Source organism: Pseudomonas putida, from assembly GCF_002906855.1.
In the GTDB taxonomy this organism is placed as follows: Bacteria; Pseudomonadota; Gammaproteobacteria; order Pseudomonadales; family Pseudomonadaceae; genus Aquipseudomonas; species Aquipseudomonas putida_N.
On record NZ_MINI01000038.1, the window covers coordinates 844,935 to 861,104 of the forward strand.

Annotated in this window: 19 protein-coding genes and 1 pseudogene; 11 read left to right on the forward strand and 9 right to left on the reverse strand. The window is 56.8% G+C overall.

Annotated elements, in window-relative coordinates; all coding sequences use genetic code 11:
• Positions 1 to 89 precede the first annotated feature (89 nt).
• Entirely contained in the window at positions 90 to 2,624 is a 2,535-nt protein-coding gene (gene hrpB / locus BGP85_RS16455; protein ID WP_102689296.1) for an ATP-dependent helicase HrpB, read from the forward strand.
• A 79-nt stretch (positions 2,625 to 2,703) separates the two neighbouring features.
• Here the strand turns inward: hrpB and BGP85_RS16460 are convergent, their stop codons facing one another.
• A complete protein-coding gene (locus BGP85_RS16460; RefSeq protein ID WP_080693987.1) occupies positions 2,704 to 3,216 on the reverse strand; it encodes a helix-turn-helix domain-containing protein in 513 nt (170 codons plus the stop codon).
• A gap of 197 nt (positions 3,217 to 3,413) precedes the next feature.
• Between BGP85_RS16460 and BGP85_RS16465 the strand changes: the two genes are divergently transcribed.
• From BGP85_RS16465 to BGP85_RS16485, 5 genes and pseudogenes are all read left to right on the forward strand, one after another.
• Positions 3,414 to 3,794, forward strand: a complete 381-nt coding sequence (locus BGP85_RS16465; RefSeq protein ID WP_028698525.1) for a hypothetical protein — start codon at positions 3,414 to 3,416, stop codon at positions 3,792 to 3,794.
• A 3-nt stretch (positions 3,795 to 3,797) separates the two neighbouring features.
• A complete protein-coding gene (locus tag BGP85_RS16470; protein ID WP_028698526.1) occupies positions 3,798 to 4,193 on the forward strand; it encodes a DUF6957 family protein in 396 nt (131 codons plus the stop codon).
• A 79-nt stretch (positions 4,194 to 4,272) separates the two neighbouring features.
• A complete protein-coding gene (locus tag BGP85_RS16475; RefSeq protein WP_103448860.1) occupies positions 4,273 to 4,749 on the forward strand; it encodes a metallophosphoesterase in 477 nt (158 codons plus the stop codon).
• Between the two features lie 212 nt (positions 4,750 to 4,961).
• Positions 4,962 to 5,210: pseudogene (locus BGP85_RS16480) on the forward strand (serine/threonine protein phosphatase); the annotation flags it as partial.
• A gap of 62 nt (positions 5,211 to 5,272) precedes the next feature.
• Entirely contained in the window at positions 5,273 to 5,668 is a 396-nt protein-coding gene (locus BGP85_RS16485; protein ID WP_042131944.1) for a hypothetical protein, read from the forward strand.
• 17 nt (positions 5,669 to 5,685) lie between these two features.
• Here BGP85_RS16485 and BGP85_RS16490 read toward each other — a convergent pair whose 3' ends face one another.
• On the reverse strand, positions 5,686 to 5,979 hold the full coding sequence (locus BGP85_RS16490) for a hypothetical protein (RefSeq protein ID WP_042131946.1): 294 nt from the start codon (positions 5,977 to 5,979) through the stop codon (positions 5,686 to 5,688).
• 188 nt (positions 5,980 to 6,167) lie between these two features.
• On the opposite strand from BGP85_RS16490, the gene BGP85_RS16495 reads away from it, so the two are divergent.
• The 3 genes from BGP85_RS16495 to BGP85_RS16505 all read left to right on the forward strand — a co-directional run bounded on the left by BGP85_RS16495 (position 6,168) and on the right by BGP85_RS16505 (position 8,262).
• Entirely contained in the window at positions 6,168 to 6,485 is a 318-nt protein-coding gene (locus tag BGP85_RS16495; RefSeq protein ID WP_028697834.1) for a hypothetical protein, read from the forward strand.
• A 272-nt stretch (positions 6,486 to 6,757) separates the two neighbouring features.
• Complete coding sequence (locus tag BGP85_RS16500; RefSeq protein WP_080693989.1) at positions 6,758 to 6,976, forward strand: ATP-binding protein; 219 nt, start codon at positions 6,758 to 6,760, stop codon at positions 6,974 to 6,976.
• Positions 6,977 to 7,122: 146 nt separating this feature from the next.
• Entirely contained in the window at positions 7,123 to 8,262 is a 1,140-nt protein-coding gene (locus BGP85_RS16505; protein ID WP_103448861.1) for a glutathione-independent formaldehyde dehydrogenase, read from the forward strand.
• A 90-nt stretch (positions 8,263 to 8,352) separates the two neighbouring features.
• Here BGP85_RS16505 and BGP85_RS16510 read toward each other — a convergent pair whose 3' ends face one another.
• The 7 genes from BGP85_RS16510 to BGP85_RS16540 form a co-directional block, all read right to left on the reverse strand.
• Entirely contained in the window at positions 8,353 to 8,601 is a 249-nt protein-coding gene (locus tag BGP85_RS16510) for a hypothetical protein (RefSeq protein ID WP_103448862.1), read from the reverse strand.
• A gap of 77 nt (positions 8,602 to 8,678) precedes the next feature.
• Complete coding sequence (locus BGP85_RS16515) at positions 8,679 to 9,143, reverse strand: hemerythrin domain-containing protein (RefSeq protein WP_103448863.1); 465 nt, start codon at positions 9,141 to 9,143, stop codon at positions 8,679 to 8,681.
• Between the two features lie 93 nt (positions 9,144 to 9,236).
• A complete protein-coding gene (locus tag BGP85_RS16520; protein ID WP_103448864.1) occupies positions 9,237 to 10,991 on the reverse strand; it encodes a glycoside hydrolase family 15 protein in 1,755 nt (584 codons plus the stop codon).
• A gap of 664 nt (positions 10,992 to 11,655) precedes the next feature.
• Positions 11,656 to 12,099, reverse strand: a complete 444-nt coding sequence (locus BGP85_RS16525; RefSeq protein WP_023662641.1) for a DUF421 domain-containing protein — start codon at positions 12,097 to 12,099, stop codon at positions 11,656 to 11,658.
• 9 nt (positions 12,100 to 12,108) lie between these two features.
• Positions 12,109 to 12,561, reverse strand: a complete 453-nt coding sequence (locus BGP85_RS16530; RefSeq protein WP_103448865.1) for a hypothetical protein — start codon at positions 12,559 to 12,561, stop codon at positions 12,109 to 12,111.
• Positions 12,562 to 12,626: 65 nt separating this feature from the next.
• A complete protein-coding gene (locus tag BGP85_RS16535; protein ID WP_103448866.1) occupies positions 12,627 to 13,130 on the reverse strand; it encodes a CinA family protein in 504 nt (167 codons plus the stop codon).
• Positions 13,131 to 13,497: 367 nt separating this feature from the next.
• Entirely contained in the window at positions 13,498 to 14,355 is an 858-nt protein-coding gene (locus BGP85_RS16540) for an SDR family oxidoreductase (RefSeq protein WP_103448867.1), read from the reverse strand.
• Positions 14,356 to 14,551: 196 nt separating this feature from the next.
• On the opposite strand from BGP85_RS16540, the gene BGP85_RS16545 reads away from it, so the two are divergent.
• Together BGP85_RS16545 and BGP85_RS16550 are read left to right on the forward strand one after the other, a co-directional pair.
• Positions 14,552 to 15,076: a hypothetical protein gene (locus BGP85_RS16545; protein ID WP_004573937.1), complete on the forward strand. Its 525-nt coding sequence runs from the start codon at positions 14,552 to 14,554 to the stop codon at positions 15,074 to 15,076.
• Between the two features lie 32 nt (positions 15,077 to 15,108).
• The gene (locus BGP85_RS16550; protein WP_103448868.1) at positions 15,109 to 16,164 is read left to right on the forward strand and encodes a peptidase M42; all 1,056 of its coding nucleotides are present in this window, start codon (positions 15,109 to 15,111) and stop codon (positions 16,162 to 16,164) included.
• The last annotated feature ends 6 nt before the right edge of the window (positions 16,165 to 16,170 follow it).

A 16,170-nucleotide genomic window follows, 5' to 3' on the forward strand; every position in this document is an offset into this window, starting at 1 on the left:
TTCCAAGGTCGCCCTTTTTCACCGACTTCACCTGCCCTCTGTCTCCTATCGAACGCTTGTATACTGCCGAGCATTAAGCAGGAGTACACATGAGTTCGTTGCCAATTGACGCTGCGTTGCCAGCTCTTCTCAAAGCCCTTCGCGAACGCAATGAGGTGGTGCTGCAGGCGCCACCTGGTGCAGGTAAAACGACGAAAGTCCCGCTCGCTTTGCTCGAGGAGTCCTGGCTGCAGGGCCAAACGATCATCATGCTCGAACCACGTCGTCTTGCCGCACGCGCCGCTGCGGAGCGAATGGCCAGCGAGCTTGGTGAGAAGGTTGGCGAAACGGTGGGCTATCGGATTCGCCTCGATAGCAAGGTCGGGCCGAAAACCCGTATCGAGGTGGTGACTGAGGGGATTCTTACGCGCCGCCTGCAGAGCGATCCTGCCCTCGAAGGTGTCGGCCTGGTGATCTTCGACGAATTCCACCTTCGAAACTTGGATGCCGATCTCGGTTTGGCGCTGGCGCTCAATGGGCGCGAGCTTTTCCGGGACGATGCTCCATTGAAGGTGCTGCTGATGTCGGCAACGCTCGAAGGTGAAAGGTTGTCGCGCCTGCTGAATGACGCTCCGATCGTGACGAGCGAGGGTCGAATGTTCCCGGTCACCACCATCTGGAGCAAGCCGCAGCAACCGGGTGAGTACATCGAGCCCCGGGTCATCAGCGCATGCCTGGACGCCCTCACCGATCAGGCCGGCAGCCTTCTGGTTTTCCTTCCCGGCCAGGCCGAAATTCGCCGCGTGTTGTCAGGGCTTGAGGAAGGGCTCAATGCCTCACCGTCGCTGCAGAAAAACACGCTGCTTTGCCCGCTGCACGGCGAGCTCGATCTTAATCATCAGCGAGCTGCAATCGATCCCGCCCCTCCAGGCATGCGCAAGGTTGTGCTGGCCACGAATATCGCAGAGACCAGTGTGACCATCGACGGTGTGCGTGTGGTCATCGACGCTGGCCTTGAGCGTGTTCCGCGTTTTGATCCTCGCAGTGGCATGACCCGGCTGGATACTCAGCGGATATCCAAGGCCAGTGCCACCCAACGGGCAGGGCGTGCCGGTCGACTGGAACCGGGTGTCTGCTATCGACTCTGGTCTGAAACCCAGCACGACCAAATGGCGGGTTTCAGTTCGCCCGAAATTCAACAAGCGGATCTCACAGGTTTAGCCCTGCAGCTTGCTAAATGGGGCGTTCATCCAAGTGACCTGAAGTGGCTTGATGCCCCACCTGCAGCTGCTTACTCGCAAGCGAACGATTTGCTTCGACGGCTCTGCGCCTTGCAACCAGATGGGCAACTTACTAAGCACGGCCAAGCGATGGCCGAGCTGCCGAGTCATCCACGGATTGCTCATCTCCTGCTGCGAGGTCACGAGCTGGGACTGACTGAGACAGCGTGCAACATCGCAGCATTGCTCGGTGAGCGCGATATTCAGCGTGGTGGCGGAGCAGACCTTCATAGTCGTTTGGCCATCCTATCTGGTGAGCAACGTGCGCAAAGAGGTGAGCAAGGTGGTGCTCAACGTGCGAAGCAACTCGCCAGGCAGTATCGGTCATTCTTGCGTGGCTCAGGATCGCAATCAGTCGCTGATTCAGACCACCCGAGGTGGGTGGGCTGCCTTCTTGCGTTGGCGTATCCCGACAGGGTCGCTCAACAGCGTCGTGCGGGTGGAGCTGAATATCGATTGGCAAATGGTCGTGCAGCGATGTTCACCGAGACCGATGCACTGATGAAGCATTCTTGGCTGGTGATTGCCGACTTGGGTAGCCGGCAAGGCCAGCGTGAGGAACGTATATACCTCGCTGCCGACCTAGACGAAGCGTTGTTCGACACTGTCTTGAAAGACCAGGTCAGCCAAGTAGATGAACTTGAATGGGATGAGCGGGAGGGGGGACTCCGCGCTGAGCGACAAGTGAAAGTAGGGGAGTTGGTTCTGTCCCGCGCGCCGCTAACGAACCTAGGTGATGAAGCGCGAGTTCAAGCGTTGCTCAACTACGTGCGTCGAAAAGGGCTGGAGCTTCTGCCGTGGACACCTGAGCTCCGTCAGTGGCAGGCGAGGGTCGAATTGCTGCGCGTGCTTGATGAGGAAGCTGGTAGTAAGAGTGCGTGGCCTGATTTACGTGATAAAACATTGCTGCAGTCGCTGGAGGAGTGGTTGGGGCCATACGTGGGAAAGGTGACCCGGCTCAGTCATTTTGGCCAGCTCGATCTGTCCAGCATCATTCGCAACTTGTTGCCCTGGCCTCTGCCGCAACAGTTAGACACACAGGCGCCTCAGACGATTGCAGTACCCTCGGGATCGAACATCCGTGTGGACTATGGTGAGCGTCCCCCTGTACTTGCCGTGAGGCTACAGGAACTCTTCGGGCAAGCGGATACGCCGCGCATTGCTAATGGTCGCCAAGTGCTCAAGCTGCACTTGCTATCGCCTGCTCGCCGACCGGTTCAGGTTACTCAAGACTTGGCGAACTTCTGGGCTTCCACTTACGTTGAGGTGAAGAAGGATTTGAAGGGTAGGTACCCCAAGCATTTCTGGCCTGACGATCCCCTTGTCGCACAAGCAACTGCAAGAGCTAAGCCTAGGGGGACATGATCTAGATGTGAGGCATGACCACGTCTCAATGTCGAATACGTGAAGTGGCGGTCGACCTATAGCGTTCCGCCATCTTACGTCACTGATCTGCAACTGGCATGTGCCAGAACTTGTGGACTGTGGAATATGGCATTTCCAGCTTCACTGAGGTCTCTTTTTGAGTGAGGCCCTCTGCCTTGCAGTCGAGGATTGCTTGAATTCTGTCTGGTGGGATTGGCGGCTTACCTGATTTCGCTGCGATCAATGCTTTACCCGAGAATTGCGCAGGCAGGCTTTCCATCACACGCATCTCACCCAGCTTGCCCAGCTCCGCCCAGAGGTGGGTCATAAACTCTTCGAGTGATTCCTGGCGTTCGTAGGAGGCGGCAGCGGCGAGGAGTGCCACCGAATCGACGTCCAAGCGCTTACTGATGTCTTCGAGCATCTCGAGGCTGACATTGGATTTCGCGTGCTCGATCTTGTGCAAATGACTAGGCTCCACCGTGGAGGCGAGCTGTTCTTGGGATAGGCCACGAGCGGCACGCGTGGTGCGAAGGACTGCTGCCAGAGTGTATCGCGTTGGCATGGGAGAGCTTCCCGCAAAGGGAAGCATAAGGCCACACTGAAAACTCTACATCCACGTACTATAGGCAGTGAATGTGGAATGGTGGTATGGTGGTCTCACTAGCTCCCACAGATGACTTGCGTTCTGCATGGACATTTACTGCTGGGCGCAAAGTTGTCAATTTATATGAATCGTTTCTGGGCGAAGTGCTAGCTAGTTGCCCCGATTGATAGGTGGAGTGTGTTGTGCTGGTCACCCAAAGAACCAAACTCCGAGGGCAGTTTTTAGCTCTGGACAGCCTGAATCTGTTTTGGGATTCAGCAAGTCTCAATCCCGATTGCTATTACTTTGTCGTTGAAGGAAGTGGCTTCGTGAATGGATGCCTAGGCCCGTCTGTGCGTTTGGTGTCGAGCGTTGAGGTGGTTGACTCCCTGTGCAAAGGGGATGCGGTGGATTTCCTGAGTGTCAATCGAGTTCATTTGCTTGCTCCACCGGCGATGACCAATCAATCCGAGTTTTCGATGAAGCTGCTTTCCGAGATTCGGATCAAGGATGGTACCCAGCCGACCCCGGTTTACGAATTTGTCACGTCTGAAGGACACGTCTACTCGAGCGCGAGAGGTTGATTCATGGCGGTCACGTTGGATGAGGTTACAGAGTTTCTTTACGGCGGCGGCGAGGTTGTCCATGGTTGGGCTGACGATAGAGGAGAGCTGGTTCAAGCAGCAGAGCAGCGCTTTCCAGGAAAAGCGTTTTGCTTGGTGAAGCGTTGGATCATCGTTGAGATTCCCGCGAATGAGGTTGAGCCGTTGCCGGACGGGATCGCGCCGATGATTGTGCTCGCTCATGAGGTCATATACGACAGCCGTGGACGGTTCGTACCTGGTTGCTGGGTGAGATCTACGTACGCGATCTCGCATGAGCATCCTTGGATTTTTGAGACTCGCAACACCGTCTATCTGCTTATCGGCGACGGATACAAGAAGCAAGCCTCGCTCGAGATGGTTCTGTCATTTCGTCCGTGATGACCCAGTTCTTGAAGCCCGGGCGTCCGTCGGACGGGCCCGGGATTAGCGACCCAGCCCTTGTATCATGGAGCGAGGTATGAAGATTGCGGTTTACTCCGACCTACACAACGAGTTCTCCGAGTTCGTGCCACCTATGCTGGACGTCGAGCTGGTCGTGCTCGCGGGTGACATCTCTGTGCGCGGTCAAGGGGTCGAGTGGGCAAACGCGGCGTTCGACTGTCCAGTGATCTACGTCCCTGGGAATCACGAGTTCTACCGGGGGCACTTAGACCGAACGCTGACGAAGATGCAACAGGCGGCAGCTGGGCATGTTCATGTTCTGGATAACCATACACTGATCGTTGGTGATGTGAGATTTTTAGCGGCGACGGGGTGGACAGATTTTACGTCCACAGGGGATTACCGCGTAGCGATGTCGTTGTGCTGGGAGTGGATGAGCGACTTCACGCAGATCCGAATCGGCGAGGGCTTTAGGAAGCTTCGCCCTGTCGATCTCATCGCTCGCAACATTTGTGCGCGGGACTTTCTGGCTACGGAGTTGGCTAAGGACTGAATCGCCCCTGCTTTCCTAGACACTCTCCAAGCTCAGGAAATAGCGTTTCTCATACTCTACTGGAGACAGCTGCATAGCACTGCTGTGTCGACGCTTAGGGCTTCGATCTTGAATTCTTCGGGGTAACGCTGACGACTCATGGCACCTCCTATTTGGGCCTCATTATGAGGCTTGGAGGTGTCTACGAAACCAGGGGCGATTCAGACTTCGGTGGCAAGACGGTCGTCGTCACGCATCATTGCCCGATTGAAGCGGTCGCTGGTGATGCTCATGAGGGCCACCTCGGTGCTGCGTACTTCAACCAGTGGGGTGACCTAGTTTCGCAGGCTGATGCCTGGATCTTCGGCCATACCCATTACGCGGTCGACACGATCGTTTCGGGATGTCGGCTCATATCGAACCCCAGAGGGTATCCAGGTGAAAAGACCGGCTTTGTACCGGACTTCATCATTGAAATCTAAGCACCTCTAGGAGCGAAACCTCTCAGAGGGGTATTGAATTGGACGCAGGAGCGCATGAACACATGACAGATGAGATCGTCAGGTACCCAGGTGAAGAACCATCGATTTTTCAGCTCACGCGCATCATACAAGCGATGGGTCAGCAGTATTCTGTGCCGATCACTGCCTATCTGAGCGACGTCGAAATTTTGAACGATTGCGCAGTGGGGGTCGTGGTTGGTCAGATCGTTCCAGGGCTTATTGAGAAGCGCACAGGGGCATATTTGCTTACGACCACGCCGATCTTCTCGTTGAAAAGGGTAGGGCGCTTCTGGGTGGTTGATACAAAGGCAGGAAATTTTGTTCTGACTTCATTCAAGCGCGGAGCGGGCCGGAAGAGTCTTCGAGCATTCATTACAAGCGCAGACCAACCTGACGCTTCGCCAACGAGCGAGCCAGGCGCCTTTGCGGGCGCCTGAAAGGTCGATTATGCGGATCAGGTGAGCGTCGCGAGGAGTGTACGCAAAAAATCCTGACGGCGATGAATCGAGCTAAGAATCACGTAGTCGCGTTCGCCATCTGGTGGTAGATGACCACTTTCCATTAGGCCGATGATGTAACCCTCCGCCTTCCCTCGGGCCTCACGCAGGTCTTGCTCTGTCGTGGATTTGTGAATGTCATCCACCAGGCGTTTCCAACGCTCGGCTTGGCGTTTGCCGGCAGGGTCGCTGGAGAAAGTAGGAGCGTGAAGCAGTGAATCGTAGTAGCCGGTAGCAGGTTGCGTGCTCAAGCGGGAAGCTCCACAGATTAAATCTGGAGCGATTTTATCATGCGTACACTCAATCGCCTGTTACTGCTCCGCCAGGGCCTGGCGACCCGTGCCTGGCTTAAAGCTGTGGAGCATTAGGTTGGGGAGTCTGGATGGGTTGAGATCGGGAAGGTGCGACTCATGATGGCAGATGGTGACGGAGGCTCAGAATGAAGGTCACACAAGCAGGTGAGTCCGATGTAGTTGTCGACGTGGTATGCGATGTCTGCGGTATGTCTACGCGAGATGGCGAAGGTGAGCCCCAGTACGGAACGATGCATGCGGCATGGGGCAAAGGCTCAGCGCATTGCGGCCAAGAGTACGAGCTTCACCTCTGCGAAGGCTGCTTTTTCTCTCAAATAGCTGAGATGAAGAGGGCGCGGTGGCTCGCTGTGATGTTTGATCAGGAAGGCGACGCGATTTTAGGTGATGACACCTACGGTCGGATCAGAACACCTATCTCAGATGGTGGTTGCGAAGATACATGACCGTTTGCTCGATCTCGTTTTAGGGCAAATTATGGAATACCAATAATTATTGCCCTAGAATAATTTTCCGTAATTCTGAACCCGTTGTCATGCTTGCGCTCCGCCTTTTGGCTCCACACGGCTGCGTACTGCACTGCTCCAGCAGTGGTTTTACGGAAAATGCGCGGTGAGCCTCACATCTCAAGGGGATGCGGAGCTCCTCTAAAAATGCAGTCAATGGAGTCTTAGCTTGAGCACTCTGCGCACTCTGCTTGCTAAGCCGCTTCGCGAAAATGCGACCCTCATACCTAGCGCGGTTTATCGTTGGGGATGACTGGCGTGGCCAGACCCTCTATTCGCGTTTGACTTCGGAGCACCATGCAGCGTCAGGGGGATTGGGCCTTGGCCTGTTCATCGTCGGTGAAATTGTTGCCCGACATGGTGGTGCCATCGATGTCGAATCCAGTGTGCAGTATGGCAGTGTGTTCCGATTCTCGCTTCCAACCTCATAGTCCACGCGATCCCTGCTCCGGGGGGAGCGACAGCATTTAGCGCCACCGGTCTGCCTCTACCATCAACATGCTGAACGTACTGACGCTGCACTCACCTGAACAGAGTAGGGCGCATTTCTGTAGCCCCTGACGATCGGGAGTTCAGCATGAAAGCAATCGTGTACAACGGCCCACGTGACGTCTCGGTCAAGGATGTACCGGACGCGAAAATCGAAAAGCCTACGGACGTGCTGGTACGCATTACCACGACCAATATCTGCGGTTCTGACCTGCATATGTATGAGGGCCGTACCTCGTTTGAAGCGGGGAGAGTCTTTGGTCACGAAAATCTTGGTGAGGTGATCAAGGTAGGGGCAGGGGTCGACCGGGTCAAAGTCGGTGACCGGGTCTGTCTACCTTTCAATATCGGCTGCGGATTCTGTGAGAACTGTGAAAAAGGCCTCACTGGGTTCTGCCTTACAGCGAATCCTGGTGCGGCGGGCGCCGCTTACGGTTTTGCCGAGATGGGCCCTTATCAGGGCGGGCAGGCTGAGCTGCTGCGTGTGCCTTATGCGGACTTCAACTGCTTGGTACTGCCGGAGGATGCCCAGGAGCGTGAAGACGACTACGTCATGCTCTCGGACATCTTCCCTACAGGTTGGCATGCAACTGAACTGGCTGGCCTGCTTCCTGGCGAGAGCATTGCGATTTACGGCGCAGGGCCTGTCGGCCTGATGGCCGCCCATTCGGCAATCATCAAAGGTGCATCTCAGGTGTTCGTCATTGACAACCAACCGGATCGTCTGCAACTTGCCGCGCAGCTGGGGGCAACCCCAATCAACGCAGTCGAGCAGAAGGCCGTTGAAGAGATCATGAACCTGACCCATGGCAAAGGCACCGACCGGGGCTGTGAGTGCGTGGGCTACCAGTGCTGCGACAAGCATGGGCATGAAGCGAATTACCTCACCATGAACAACCTGGTCGCTTCAACCAAGGCCACAGGCGGCATCGGCGTGGTGGGTGTGTTCGTGCCAGAAGATCCTGGAGCGAAAAACGAACTGGCGAAGGAGGGCAAAATGGCCTTCGACTTCGGTGCGTTCTGGTTCAAGGGCCAACAGATCCGGACAGGCCAGGCGAATGTGAAGGCCTACAATCGCCGCCTGGCAGAACTCATCCATCATGGGCGCGCCAAGCCCTCGCAGATCATCTCTCATCGCTTGAGATTGGCCGAAGGCCCGGATGCATACAAGCACTTCGATGCGCGGGATGATGGCTGGACGAAAGTGGTGCTCAAGCCTGCTGCGTGATCCGCTCTCTCTGCTTCCAGGGAAGGAAGCTTGGCGAGAAGGGAGACCTGCATGCTTTAAACTAGCCTTCACCGGCTTGTCAGGGCGTTATCACCCGGCAATTTCCAGTTGCGTGTTCTTGCGCCACCCTCGCAGGTTCATGGCGCAGAGGCAGAACTGTAGGATAATCAGAGCCCAGGCATGTGCTTGCCAGCCCCACACAGTCCACAGCACGTTGCTTGCGATGAAACAGCAGAATCCTACCTTCCTTCTACCAGGACGGCGCGAACCGATGCACCAAGCTGCCAGCACGGTCATCACCATGGCGGGCCATTCGAGTAACCCAATCCAATATTCCATGAAACCTTCCAACTGATAATGGGTATCTGAAGCTGATCACCTGCCAGCTTCTAAAGAGCTGGCAGGTGATGGCTCCACTAAGCGGCTCGGCGCTCGCCTTTGAGCATCTTTTTCTGCATTTCCATTGTTTGCCCAAGCTCCTCGAGGGTGTCCTTGCTGAGCAGCTTCTTCGCCGTGGGGAAGAGCTCGCCTTCTTCTTCCTCGATGTGATGCTCCAGCAACTCTTTCATGACCTTGACTCTCCCGGCGAATTCGACGGTGCCGGTTTCGGTATGCAGGAGGTCGGGTAGGACGAGGGAGTCGACAGTCCGGTGTTCCTCCTTGGCCTCGTAGTACATTTTCGCTTCTTCCTTGCCACCCGCTTCCTTGATGGCCGGATAGAGAATTTCTTCTTCGAGCGCGGTGTGAATCTGCAGCTCCTGCTCGATCCTGTGGAGTAGATCGGCCCGCTTTTTCACCGCTCGCTCGGTGGTGGTCGACAGCTCTTCGAGCAGCCTCTTCACCAGCTTGTGGTCTTGAATCAGTAAGTCGATAGCGTTCATGGCGTTACCTCATCACGGATTGAAAGAATGGAGAACTTGCCTGTGGTTGAGTAGCCGCCAAGCGAGACGGTTCAACGCAGATGATGTTTGGCGTCATCGTTCAGGATGGCAACCACCAATTGCCATTGCGGCCTTGAGGGCTGCCAGGTGAGTCAGGCCCTGCGGAAGGTTGCCCAGATACTGTCCAGTCTGCGGATCGATCATCTCCGAGTAGATGCCTACACCGTGTGATAGCCCTTTCAAAGCATCTGCATAGGCGGCGTCGGCGCGATCCTGGTTACCCAGAATGGCCCAGGCTTCGATAAGCCAGAACGTGCAGGCCAGGAAGCAACCTTCCTCTTCCTGTGCATCGGTGTAGCGATAATGGAAAGCGCCGGCCCCCAGATCATGATCAATGGCTTGCAGCGTGCTCCGCAGACGTTCCTTGCTGGGGTAGCCAAACCTGACGGCCAGTGCCAGTGAGGCGTCCAGTCGCTCGCTGTCTGGATAGAACACATAGGCTTGGCGTTCCTCGCTCCAGCAGTGCGCCTCGATCCATTCCTGGATGCGCTGCCGTTCACGATCCCAGCGTTCACGGCAGGTGGTGGGAAGGTGCCCACCATCTGCCAGTTCGATGGCCCGGCTCAAGGCTTGCCAGCAACTGATCTTGGACATCGTGTAGTGCTGCTTTTCCGGCAACTCCCAGATACCGGCATCCTGCTGACGCCAAGAGTCGGCGCACTGGTCGGCTAGGCCTGAGAGGAGCATGGCGCTCGGGGAATCAAGAATGTTGCCGCTGTCGATGAAGCAGCGCGCTGTTTCGAAGATATCGCCGAACACACCGTGTTGGAGCTGGTCGCGGGCATCATTGCCGACGACTGGAGGGGAGTCCTGGTAGCCAGGCAGATCGACCGGGTGCACGCAATCACCGATTGCACCGTCCAGGGTATAGAACACCCGTGGCCCATGTTCATCCAACCGGCGCAGTAGCCAGGTAAATGCAGCCTTAGCCTCTGGCTGTGCGCCGATGCCCAGAAACGCCTCGATGGTGTAGCCGGCATCGCGTATCCAGGCGAACCGGTAGTCGTAGTTCTTGCAGCCGCCAATCCGTTCGGGAAGGGATGAAGTCGCTGCCGCCATGATTGAGCCACTTGGAGAGGACAGCAGAAGCTTGAGGGCCAGCGCATTTCGGATGACCTGAGTCTGGTACGGGCCGTCGTAGACCAGTCCCTTCGACCATTGGCACCACTCCCGGTGCGAGCCGTCGATGCGTTCATCGATCAGGGCCAATGGCGGTGCCACCAGGGGCTCATCACGCCCTGCGATAATTGCAACCACTGAGCGTTGTCCAGCTGCAAGGCTAAGGACAGCACGGACGCCCATGTCGTCTTTGCGTTCGATGTGCACATGATGGTCGTGCAGGAACATGCCGAGTATTCGCCCCGCATGAAAAACGCAGGCATTGTCATTCGGCGCCACGTAGGGGCTTACCGTGTCGGCTTGGGTTCCGAAGTCGATGGCTAACTCGAAATCGACCGCACCCTCGACACACTCAATGCGCCTGGCGAGTTCGGCCCAAGGCAGGCGTCCGGCTGGCCCGCTGTTCAAGGATTCCGTCAGCCGGGCACGACCCTGAGTGGTGATGAAAATTGTCTCAAGGACGTTGCTGTCTGCTAAGTAGCGGCGCTCAGCAACGAACGGCTCGCTAGGGGTAATGGAAAAGAAGCCTCCTGTTTCAGGGGCCAGCAGCTTGTCGAATAGGGGTGGTGAATCCATGTGCGGCACACACCACCAGTCGATGCAACCGTCCAGGCCAATCAGTGCCACGGAACGCCCATCGCCGAGCGCACCATACTGCTCCAAGGGCAACCATCCACCCTCATCTCGTTGAGGTGCACCCTGTTGAGCTTCTACCGGTTCTCTTTCCATCAGCATGCCTTCGAGATCACGTGTTCTCATTCCGACAGGGCTATCTGGCGTCTGGTTCGTCTTATGTGAGCGCTGCGTAAATAGAGGGAATTTAGAATTGGCATGTAACCGGCCAGCAAACACACCTTTCTGACCCCACCGCCAAAGGCGATGGTGTCCACCTATTTAAGTGGACACCACTTCTAGCCTTTTAAGAGGGTCTTTCATGATGTGCTGATGCGGCTGCCGACGCAGCGCGCCAGTGAGATCGCCGAGTTGTTGCCGCATAACTGGCTGCCGTTACGCAACCTGTAATGCCCGTTCGCTTACATTGGCATGGATATCTCATGTAAAGCGAGACACAAGGGAGCTTCGTTCCCTCGCATTTACCCTGCAGGGAACAAGAACAAAAGGGGGCTTACATGAGTTGTCTGATTTGCGCGGGGCAAGCTGAGTCCGTTGAATGCACCGGTGGCTGGGAAGAGGGTCAGATTTTTGATACCGAGCGGATGCGGGCCTGGCTGGTATCTCGGCGCGAACTGATGCCCATCCCTACCATCGACCATGGCCAGGCGATATTGGCACTCTAAACGGACGTGGGTTCTACCACTTGCAGCCTGGTGTCTTACTCAGCAGGAATGATTGAAATCTTTCCATTGCGTTCGACGATAGCGAACTTCACTTGCTCAATTTTTTCGATGCCTTGGCTGTCTCGTGCTGACTCGAGGATATCATCCTCCGTGAGTCGTGCCCGACGCATGCGGTGATGCAGAAAGCGCCCATTCTCAACAACCAGGGTAGCGTGCCCGTCCAGAAGTCGGGCCAAGGGCTTGGAGTTCAGCTTTGCGAGTGAAAGGCCGACGTCCAGTACGATCAGCGTTGCGATCACCAGCATGGCATTGGTGAATGAAAAATCGTCACCCAGAAGCGCCTGCTGGGTGGCTTCCCCGATGATCAGCAACAACACGAAGTCGAAGGTCGTCAAATCGGCCAGCGAGCGCCGCCCGGCAACGCGAAACAGCAGCATGAGGGCGACATACATTCCGGCTGCGCGGAGGATCGAATCCATGACGCACTCCTAGGGGTAAAGAAATGTGGAGAAGTGAACGGCGCTTTCAGGGCCAGCCCTGACGCTGCCCTCCAGAGTGCCTACGTGCTCACTTCGAAGGGTCAAGTACAAGGTGGCGACCCCATCTTCTTTAGTACCCAATTGGAACAGCAGGGCCTGGCCATGCGACATCGACTGTTGTGGCTCCGGTTGCAACGTCTCGATACTGGCGTCACGGAGCAATGATCCCTCGAGTTGCACTTCCACCGGCTGACCAGGGATACCCTGAACGGTGATGAATAGACTGTCTGTCGTGCCGCTTCGGCTGAGGCGCTGGTACTCAACCCGTACCCGGCCATCCTGGCTCACCACCTCGGCATCGCTCAACGGGCCATTACCGAACAGGCCTGCCAAGGCAAGCAATACGATGGCCACGAGCACGTACCAGCCCACGCGCTCGAAGCGCCAGACGCGCTGCTGCATCGGTATATCTTCATGAACAGGGTGACGCCTGGATAGCAGATCATCTTCCGACATGATCACAGCCCTCAGGCGCGCTCGCCGCGTAACCAGCGCTGGTGATAGTGGGAAAGCCGGGTCAACCCGAAAACGGCGCCTTGGCGCATCACTTCAGGCCGCTCGCCGAAGAAACGCTGAGTGCGCGTGAAAACGGCAATTGGCTCGCCGGCGAAAGCCCACGCAAAGCACATCGTCCCCGGTGGTATCCCGGATTCGGGTGCCGGCCCGGCTACCCCGGTGGTGGCGATCACCACGTTCGCATCGCTGTCTCTCAAGGCGCCCAAGGCCATTTCCCAGGCGACTGCTTCGCTGGTCAGGCCATATCGTTCGATGGTTTCGGCGCTGACGCCCAGCAAGCGCTTCTTGGCGCTGGGCGAGTAGACGACATAGCCGCTTTCCAGCACCTCGCCGGTACTCGGTACCGCCGCCAACAAAGCCACAAGGCAGCCCGCAGTGCACGATTCTGCTGTGCTCAAAATCAGTTTGTTGTTTTTGAGATAGCCGAGAGCGGCCAGTACAGGGTCGTTTTCCATTTCAGAATCGACTCGCTTGTTTTGCGGTGGACGCGATGCTGGGGTATTTGGTTCATCGCATCTAATGCCCGGCTATCTCGGGGAGTGAACCTGACCTGAACTTTGCCTCGTACATTGGCTTCTTTTATTCAAAGACAAGGGTAGGAGAGCAAGATGAAGAATGAGAGCGATAGGCAAAATGCAGGTGCGCAGACGAGGCCGCATGGGGAAGAGGAGCGAGACAACGATGCTCATCGTCCGGACGGATCAACGGGGACAGCCCACGACTCCACGGCGCAAAAAACGGCCCGTGATCACGATCAGCAAAAACGCTGAAACTGCCCACGAAAAGGGTTTGAGGCTCGCCAACTCGGCGAGCCTCTTTTCGCTAAAGGATCGGTTTACCGCCAGTCACTGCGTAACGTGAGCTACTGATGTAGCTGGCCTCGTCGGAGCCCAGCAGCACGTAGATCGGCGCGACTTCGACCGGCTGCCCCGGGCGCCCCATCGGGTAGCTGGAACCAAAGTTCTTGACGGCCTCGTCCGGCATGGTTGCCGGAATCAAAGGCGTCCAAATAGGGCCTGGCGCGACGCTGTTGACCCTGATGCCTTTCTTGGCTAGCAACTGAGCCAAGCCAGCAGTGAAGTTGGCAATGGCTCCCTTGGTCGTGGCATAGGCGAGCAGGCTGGGAGATGGATCGTCGGAATTGACCGAGCTCGTATTGATGATCGAGCTTCCCTTGGGCATGGAAGGCAGAGCCGCCTGGCAAATCCTGAAGATCGCGGTGATGTTGGTATCGAAGGTCTTCACCCATTCGTCATCGTCGATTTCTTCCAAGGTCTCGTGGGACATCTGGAACGCCGCGTTGTTGACCAGGATGTCGATGCGCCCGAACTGGCTAACGGTCTTTTCGACGATGTCGTAGCAGTGCTGTTTCTGCGCCAGGTCTCCGGGCAACAGCAGGCATTGACGGCCTGCGGACTCAACCCAGCGCGCGGTTTCTTGGGCGTCTTCATGCTCATTCAGATAAGCGATGGCGACGTCGGCTCCTTCACGGGCATAGGCAATCGCTACTGCCCGCCCGATGCCGCTGTCTGCTCCGGTGATGAGTGCAATCTTGCCTTCGAGTCGATTGTGGCCGGTATACGATTGCTCACCACAATCCGGGTAGGGCTCCATCTTGCGCTGTGAGCCGGGGACATTCTGAGGCTGCGAAGGGAAGGGTGGGGTGGGGAAGTCTCGCATGGTAGAAGCTCCTGCAGTTGAGAACGTTCATACCGGTTCGAAAAGCCTGGCCTCCGCGTGTTGGTTTCAATCTGCGGTTGGTACGACGAGCGGTGCGGGATATCAATCCAATTGAATTCCATGCCCCATCGCCTGTTCTACCGGACTCAGCTCCAGTCTCATCTCTTCGCTCGGAGCCCAATTCCCGGAGTAGCGAGTGCCTCGAATCATTACCCCAGCGACCCCTGAGCACGAGATCAGCGAGCACAATGCCAGGATGTTTGGCTCTCCCAAGGAGCGTCTGGACTTTTACCGGCGTGAGATCCAGTACGAAACCAGCATCCTCGCCAACCGCACGGACGCCTACCTGGCGGCGCAGTCATTCCTGGTCATCGCCTTCGTCTCCTCCATGGGAAACCTCAATCAAGGATGGGGCGAAATGTTCACCCTGATCGTGCCCGCGTTCCTCGCCTTGCTCGGGGTGCTGAGCTCGCTCAACGCCTGGCCTGGAATCCGGGCGGCCTACAACATCATCGATCACTGGCAGCTCAAGCAGAGCCACCTGCTGCGCAGCGAGCCGTTAATGGGGTTGGCTTACGACGAGTCGCCGCTGTTCTGTGAGGCGGAAACCTCGCGTGCAGGGCATCGAAAATCACTGCTGTTCTCGCTACGGACGCCGTGGATCTTTCTGGTGTTCTGGGTGCTATTGGGTAGCTACTCGGTGTACATCCAGCTGGCCTGAACGCGTTTGCGTGCAAACATGGAGGTAACGTTTTGAAGATTGAGGCATTACTGACCGAGCTCCTTAATGCCCGAGGGCCGGGCGGACAAGAAGATGAAGTACGGGCCATTTGTCTGCGCGAGCTGCGCCTATTCTGTGATGACACGCACATCGACCCTGCTGGCAACGTGGTGGGGGTCATTCGTGGTGGCCGCGCTGGTAGCCCAGAGGCAGCGATACGCGTTATGGCCCACCTCGATGAGATCGCGATGATCGTCAAGAATGTGCTGGAGAACGGCACCCTGGAGGTGCTCGCTCTAGGGGGTTCACAACCGATAAGCTTCGGCGTCTGCCCTGTCGATATCCTGGGCGATGAACACATCCTGCCGGGTGTTTTATCCTACGGCTCAATGCACAACAGCGGTCGGACTTCGAATGGAAGAGACGTGCTGGCAGGTAATGTTCAGTGGAAAGATGTCTACATCGTCACGCGCAAGAGCAAGTCGGAACTTCAGGAGCTGGGCGTTCGGCCTGGTACTCGAGTCGTGCTCAGCCAGCACTGGCGTAAGCCTTTCAAGGTACATGACTGTATCGCGGCTCACTTCCTCGACGACCGAGCTCCGCTGAGCGCTGTCATTCTCTGCGCGAAGCTGCTGAACGAACGGCGAGAAAAACTGAAGCAGGACGTCTGGTTCGTGCTTACGACGCTGGAGGAAGAGTCGAATGCCGGCGCTATGTACGCAGCTTCCCGGCTGCCCGGCGACACCACAATCGCGGTCGAGGTCGGCCCTGTACTTGAGGAATATGGCACGGAGCTTTCGGCCAACCCGATCATCAATACCGGCGACCAGAAGGGATACTACAGCCGCACCGTGGTGCAGGGCCTGATCGCCGCTGGCCGAAAGGCCGGTTATGAGCCCCAAGCGGCATTGCTCGTCGATTTTGCGTCGGATGCAAGTGCGGTATTGAGTGCGGGGATCGATGCCCGGGCCGGTTGCATTGCGATACCGACCGAAAATACCCATGGCTTCGAGATGGTGCTTCGGGAGGGGATTACGGCCTGCGCTGAGACCTTGTTCGAATTCCTTACAGGTACACAAGACACATAGCCCGAA